Raw genomic sequence first — 4958 nt, forward strand, 5'->3', positions numbered from 1 at the left:
AGACTTTAAGAAGTTCTCTTTAACTGCTGACGGCTCATTAAACTGGAGTGGCAACGAGTTATCTGCTGCGACATTGCGAGCTATCACCCAAGGCGAAAACAAAACCTTAGAGACCAGCTTTGATGTAAAAGAGATGGAAACTGTGATTAAACAGGCGTCCTGGGATTCGATGCAGGAGGGCCGCCCTGATATTTTGCAGGCCGCTGTTCGCTCTTACGTCGAGCAATTTGGCCATAGTCAGGTTATTGCCAAAGCGGGTATTAAAAGCAGAACCAGCGCTTATCGCTCCTTAAAGCCAGAAACCACCCCCAATTTTGCCACTTTGGTGCAGCTCGGCCATGCTGTCATTGAACTGGCTAAAGATAAGTTAAAACAAGCCTGATTTTTAAAGCAGAACACTGAACTTTAGCTCTAATACCACCGCATTTTTTCACGAATAAAAGCAGTTAACTGTTTGGCATTGGCCTGATGTTGTGCCACTCTTGGGTGCTGGCCGTAGCCGGTAAAAGGGAAAAACAAGGTGTCCAGTTGAGTATCGCCCTGGTCCTGCAGGTTTTTTACGGCCTTACGGACATAGTTTGGCCATTGCTCTGTTGCTGTGGCATCCATGCTGCCTAGGGCGCAAATAATCTGTGCTTTGGGGTATTTGCTGCGAATAGTTGCAATAAATTGCTGGTAAGCGACGATACGCTGAGCGTCGTCTGGCACAGGCTGCAGACGTTTTTCGTTGTCGATGAGCCATTTGTCATTTTGCATTAGGTTAATCAGCACCAGATCCGGTGTCCAGCTGCTGAATTCCCAACTGCTGTTATTGTTACCCACAGCGCTTAACTGGTCGTAAAACTGTGGCATGGTGAAATCAAACCAACTGATCATCACGCCTATGCCACTTTGCGAAATAGTATGAAGTTCGGCATTCAGCGCTCTGGCCGCTATTGCGCCATAGGCAAGGTAGTTGTTTTTATCTGACAGCAGATCATCTGCGCCGTTGTCTGCACCTTCGTTGCCCATGCCGCTGCTAATGGAGTCGCCATAGATTTCCATCCTTCGCTGGGGGCGGTTTGGCGGCGCGAGTAATTTGCCACTAGCGTCCAGCACCAGACCTTTAAACTGACTGGCTCCTTCTTCACCTTCAGTACGCTTGTAAATCTCAAGGCTATGAGCCCCAGCGGAGAGGCTGCTGCTAATCAAATACCTGTGTTCACCTTGCTTGGCCTGCAGTACAAAAGGGGAGCTGTCGTTGCCATCAATAATTACATTAAAGTAGTTTTTGCCGTGCTGATCATCCAGCACTATGGTTAAGCTTGAGCCGCTGAAGTTAGCCTTGATACTAGTGCCTGGCCATGACAGCGAAGGCGATTTAGCCTTGCTAAAATCGATACGGCCAGTGTATAAAAAATGGCTATGGTCTGGGCTAATAAAAGTGCTGGCGGCAGCTGTGCTGCAAAAAACGGTGAGCACTACAGGGAGCAGCAGGCGTTGGCAGAGAGCTTTTGTACGCAATAGAAGTGATTTCATAGTCGTTTGGCGTTTGTTGTCAGGTAAATTTTTATGGTAGCAACAAAATAGAAATTAAAAAACAATACTGTGTCCGAACAAGCATTATCTAGTTTTTCAATCCGCAGCTAAGCCGTAATCAAGCTTTCAGCAGAATAATGCATGATAAGCTGCTGTATGCGGCATGATATGGATTGGTAAATATACAAAGGAACAAGAATGTCAGAGATAGCCACAACACCAACTCCGCCTTATTACGCAGTGATCTTTAGCTCCCTTCGCACTGATGGCGACCATGGTTATGGCGAGATGGCGGATAAGATGGTGGCGCTGGCTTCGACACAGCAGGGTTTTCTTGGTATAGAGTCAGCCAGAGAGGGCTTGGGTATTACTGTGTCCTATTGGACCGATCTGGAGTCTATCCGGCAGTGGAAAAGTAATGCCGGGCATTTAGTCGCGCAAAAGCTTGGGCACGAGCTGTGGTATAGCAGTTTTAAAACCAGAATTGCCAAAGTAGAGCATGATTATGGTATCTAGCTAAGACTTGGACTTGCAGCGCTCATGTCTGAAAGCAGACTCTGAGGAACCAATAAAGAACAGCATGATGCGAAGGAGTTGTTGATGCTCAAAGGATTAAATCACATCACCATAGCAGTCAGTAATCTGGAACAATCCTTGTTATTTTACTGTGACTTGCTTGGTATGAAAGCGCATGTGCGTTGGGATAAAGGCGCTTACCTTAGTCTTGGAGACTTATGGTTTTGTCTGTCCTGCGATAAGGTGTCACCTGCCACAGACTATTCTCATGTGGCGTTTGATATAGCTGAGCACGATTTTCCCGCCTTTGTCACAAAGTTAAGGCAAGCTGGTGTGACGGAATGGAAGCAAAATACAAGTGAAGGCGATTCGCTGTATTTGCTGGATCCTGATGGTCACCAATTGGAAGTGCATTGTGGCGCTCTACAAAGCAGGTTAGATGCATTGAAAAACAACCCCTATGCTGGCTTAGAGTGGCTTTAGCTGACAGCATAGTTTTCACTCATAGGTGTTAGGGAGCTGTACTTTATGACTGTTGATGTACTACCGGATCATGGTTTTTCCGCCATGTTATTTGATATGGATGGCACCCTTATCAATTCTATTGCGGCAGCAGAAAACGTTTGGGCTAAGTGGGCCAGATCTCATGGCATTGATGTTGCCAGCTTTTTGCCCACTATTCATGGCAGGAGGGCGATAGATACCATTGCCAGCCTCAACTTGCCCACTATCGATGCCGCAGCAGAGGCTGCTTTTATCACTCAGGCTGAAATAGCTGAGGTGCAGGGCGTGGAGGAAATACCAGGTGCTGCCGCCTTTTTAAGCCGGCTCCCCTTATCCCGCTGGGCTGTGGTGACTTCTGCTCCGCGGCAGTTGGCGTTAACCCGGTTAAAAGCTGCTGGCTTGCCCATACCCCAAGTGCTGATCACTGCTGAAGATGTGGAACGGGGCAAACCAGAGCCTGATGGCTACCTGTTGGCGGCAAAACAACTGGGTGTGGACTGTACTGATTGTCTGATTTTTGAGGATGCTGAAATTGGCATTGCTGCTGCGCTGGCTGCAGGAGGCCTGTTAGTGGTAGTGACAGCGACTCATATTCCGTCTGGCCCGGGCTATCTGGCACAACACCATACTTTGCAGGACTACATCGAAGATGGAGAAGTGCTGCTCAGGAAGCTCAAGTAGAGATAGGCTGATTAAAGGCCACTCAGCAGACTCGGGATTAAAAATATCACCTTATATTTACATCTGTTCCTGATTGGACTAGGCTAATTTTGCGTTTCTATCATTAGAACAAATTGCTGCCTAAGCTGTATGCAGCTGCCTAAAACTGCTAAGTCCAAAGCAAGGAAAATCTGTATGAGTCAGCTAGTGTCATCTTATGGTCCCGAGTCTGAAGCCGAAATAGTCAGCGCTGCTATTTACCCTCCTATTGGCGTGATGCGGGTAGGGAATAGCCCGAAAGAGTTTTTTATTGGGCCGGAAGTGAATCAACCCATAGCTGCAGATCTGGGTTCATATCGCGACGCAAGCGGAGCTTTAAAACGTCAGGCTGCGCGTTTTCGGGTCTATGGTTTGGATGCATCAGGTCGGGCAGTGAAAGAACTGACTGCAAATAACGCCACTATCAAGTGGAACGCGCGGTTGGCCAATCAAAAAGCGTCCTGGTATCAATTTCAACTGGCGTTAGATATTCCTGAAGCAGCACAAGCTGAGCCTTCACTGCTACGTAATGCCACTGTGTCAGATCGCAGTACTTTGCTGATTGATGGTGGGGCACATAGCGTTTCAGGCAAAAATATGGATGGCTCCGGTAGTCAATTTATCGGCTCTTTTACTGGACTGGCGGTTTATTTGGGCGAGATGCGCACCGATGAAGAAGGGCGTTTGCTGATGTTAGGGGGTCATGGTAAATCGGCTAACCCTGAAGGCAAACCTGCGGTGACCTTTGGCAATAACGAAGGCTGGTACGATGATACGTCCGACGGTCCAATTACTGCGCAGGTGCAGTACGACGGCAGAACTCTTGAAGTTAAACCCGCCTGGGTGATTTGTGCGCCACCGGATTATGCGCCTATGCAGAAGTCTGTCCGCACCATGTGGGATTTAATGCGTGACGTAGCTGTGGATGCAGGGCAATTACCTCTGCCTGGTCGTCCTTCTTTTGCTCAGGATATTCTGCCTATATTTCAGCGTTTAACCGATTTACAGTGGGTCAATGCCGGTTATGCCGCTGGTTTTGGCTGGAACAGCGCTTTTGATTTTAGCTCGGAGCATTGGTTAAAGCGTTTGTCCGATCCATCAAACACCTGGCAAGAAGCCCGCCGCACTTTGGCGCATAATTTTCGCTCACTGGATACAGTATTTAGTACTCCAGACGGTCAGGCCAATACCCAAAGCTGGGATCCTCGTTATGCTGCAGCGTCACCACAGTTATGGCCCTGGTTGTATGGTGATGCTATGGGGGTCAATGCCAGTGCATCGCCGCGTCAGTTTGTGTCATTAACTTCACTGCAGCTGCGAGCTTTGGCTGACTGGGTCGATGGTAACTTTATTGCCGACTATGAACCGCATAAAATACCGCCTCAATGTTTGGAGCAAGTGCCGCTGTTTGAGCAGCCTGATATGTTAACCCGAGCAGCCATGGAGTTTTGCCTGGCTGATGCTTTTCACCCAGGTTGTGAGATGACCTGGCCTATGCGCACTGCAGGTATGTATTCAGAGGCTTTTAGGTTGCGCCATGCTGAAGATACGGCGCCTACCCATGGCATTAATTATGGCCCGGAGATGACTTCGCAGATCGCTTTGCAGCTCAATGGTCCTATTCGCAGTGGCCAGGTCGCTGGCGGTATTACCCGTTGGATGGCTATTCCATGGCAAACAGATACTGCCAGTTGTTACCAACAATGCAAAACTGATCCACT

The 4958-nt window shown here is 48.4% G+C and carries 6 protein-coding genes; 5 read left to right on the forward strand and 1 reads right to left on the reverse strand.

The genetic code is table 11. The features are described from left to right. Window positions 1–382, forward strand: a 382-nt coding sequence (dhiA, locus tag EMM73_RS19570) for a type II toxin-antitoxin system antitoxin DhiA (protein ID WP_127688443.1), incomplete at its 5' end; no start/stop codon positions are given. Between the two features lie 29 nt (window positions 383–411). On the opposite strand, the gene EMM73_RS19575 is transcribed toward dhiA, so the two are convergent. Next, window positions 412–1518: an SGNH/GDSL hydrolase family protein gene (locus tag EMM73_RS19575; RefSeq protein WP_127688444.1), complete on the reverse strand. Its 1107-nt coding sequence runs from the start codon at window positions 1516–1518 to the stop codon at window positions 412–414. Window positions 1519–1716: 198 nt separating this feature from the next. On the opposite strand from EMM73_RS19575, the gene EMM73_RS19580 reads away from it, so the two are divergent. The 4 genes from EMM73_RS19580 to EMM73_RS19595 all read left to right on the forward strand — a co-directional run. After that, entirely contained in the window at window positions 1717–2034 is a 318-nt protein-coding gene (locus tag EMM73_RS19580; RefSeq protein ID WP_127688445.1) for an antibiotic biosynthesis monooxygenase family protein, read from the forward strand. Window positions 2035–2118: 84 nt separating this feature from the next. Then, window positions 2119–2517, forward strand: a complete 399-nt coding sequence (gene fos / locus EMM73_RS19585) for a fosfomycin resistance glutathione transferase (protein ID WP_127688446.1) — start codon at window positions 2119–2121, stop codon at window positions 2515–2517. A 45-nt stretch (window positions 2518–2562) separates the two neighbouring features. Beyond that, complete coding sequence (locus EMM73_RS19590; protein WP_127688447.1) at window positions 2563–3219, forward strand: HAD-IA family hydrolase; 657 nt, start codon at window positions 2563–2565, stop codon at window positions 3217–3219. 174 nt (window positions 3220–3393) lie between these two features. Next, window positions 3394–4958: LodA/GoxA family CTQ-dependent oxidase (locus EMM73_RS19595; RefSeq protein ID WP_127688448.1), on the forward strand; the 1565-nt coding region annotated here is incomplete at its 3' end.

Source organism: Rheinheimera sediminis (assembly GCF_004005375.1).
Classification (GTDB): domain Bacteria; phylum Pseudomonadota; class Gammaproteobacteria; order Enterobacterales; family Alteromonadaceae; genus Pararheinheimera.

Bases quoted from the DNA above. Each gene is read 5' to 3' on its own strand.
- EMM73_RS19575 (WP_127688444.1), bottom strand. From the start codon at position 1,518: ATGAAATCACTTCTATTGCGTACAAAAGCTCTCTGCCAACGCCTGCTG.
- EMM73_RS19580 (WP_127688445.1), top strand. From the start codon at position 1,717: ATGTCAGAGATAGCCACAACACCAACTCCGCCTTATTACGCAGTGATC.
- fos (WP_127688446.1), top strand. From the start codon at position 2,119: ATGCTCAAAGGATTAAATCACATCACCATAGCAGTCAGTAATCTGGAA.
- EMM73_RS19590 (WP_127688447.1), top strand. From the start codon at position 2,563: ATGACTGTTGATGTACTACCGGATCATGGTTTTTCCGCCATGTTATTT.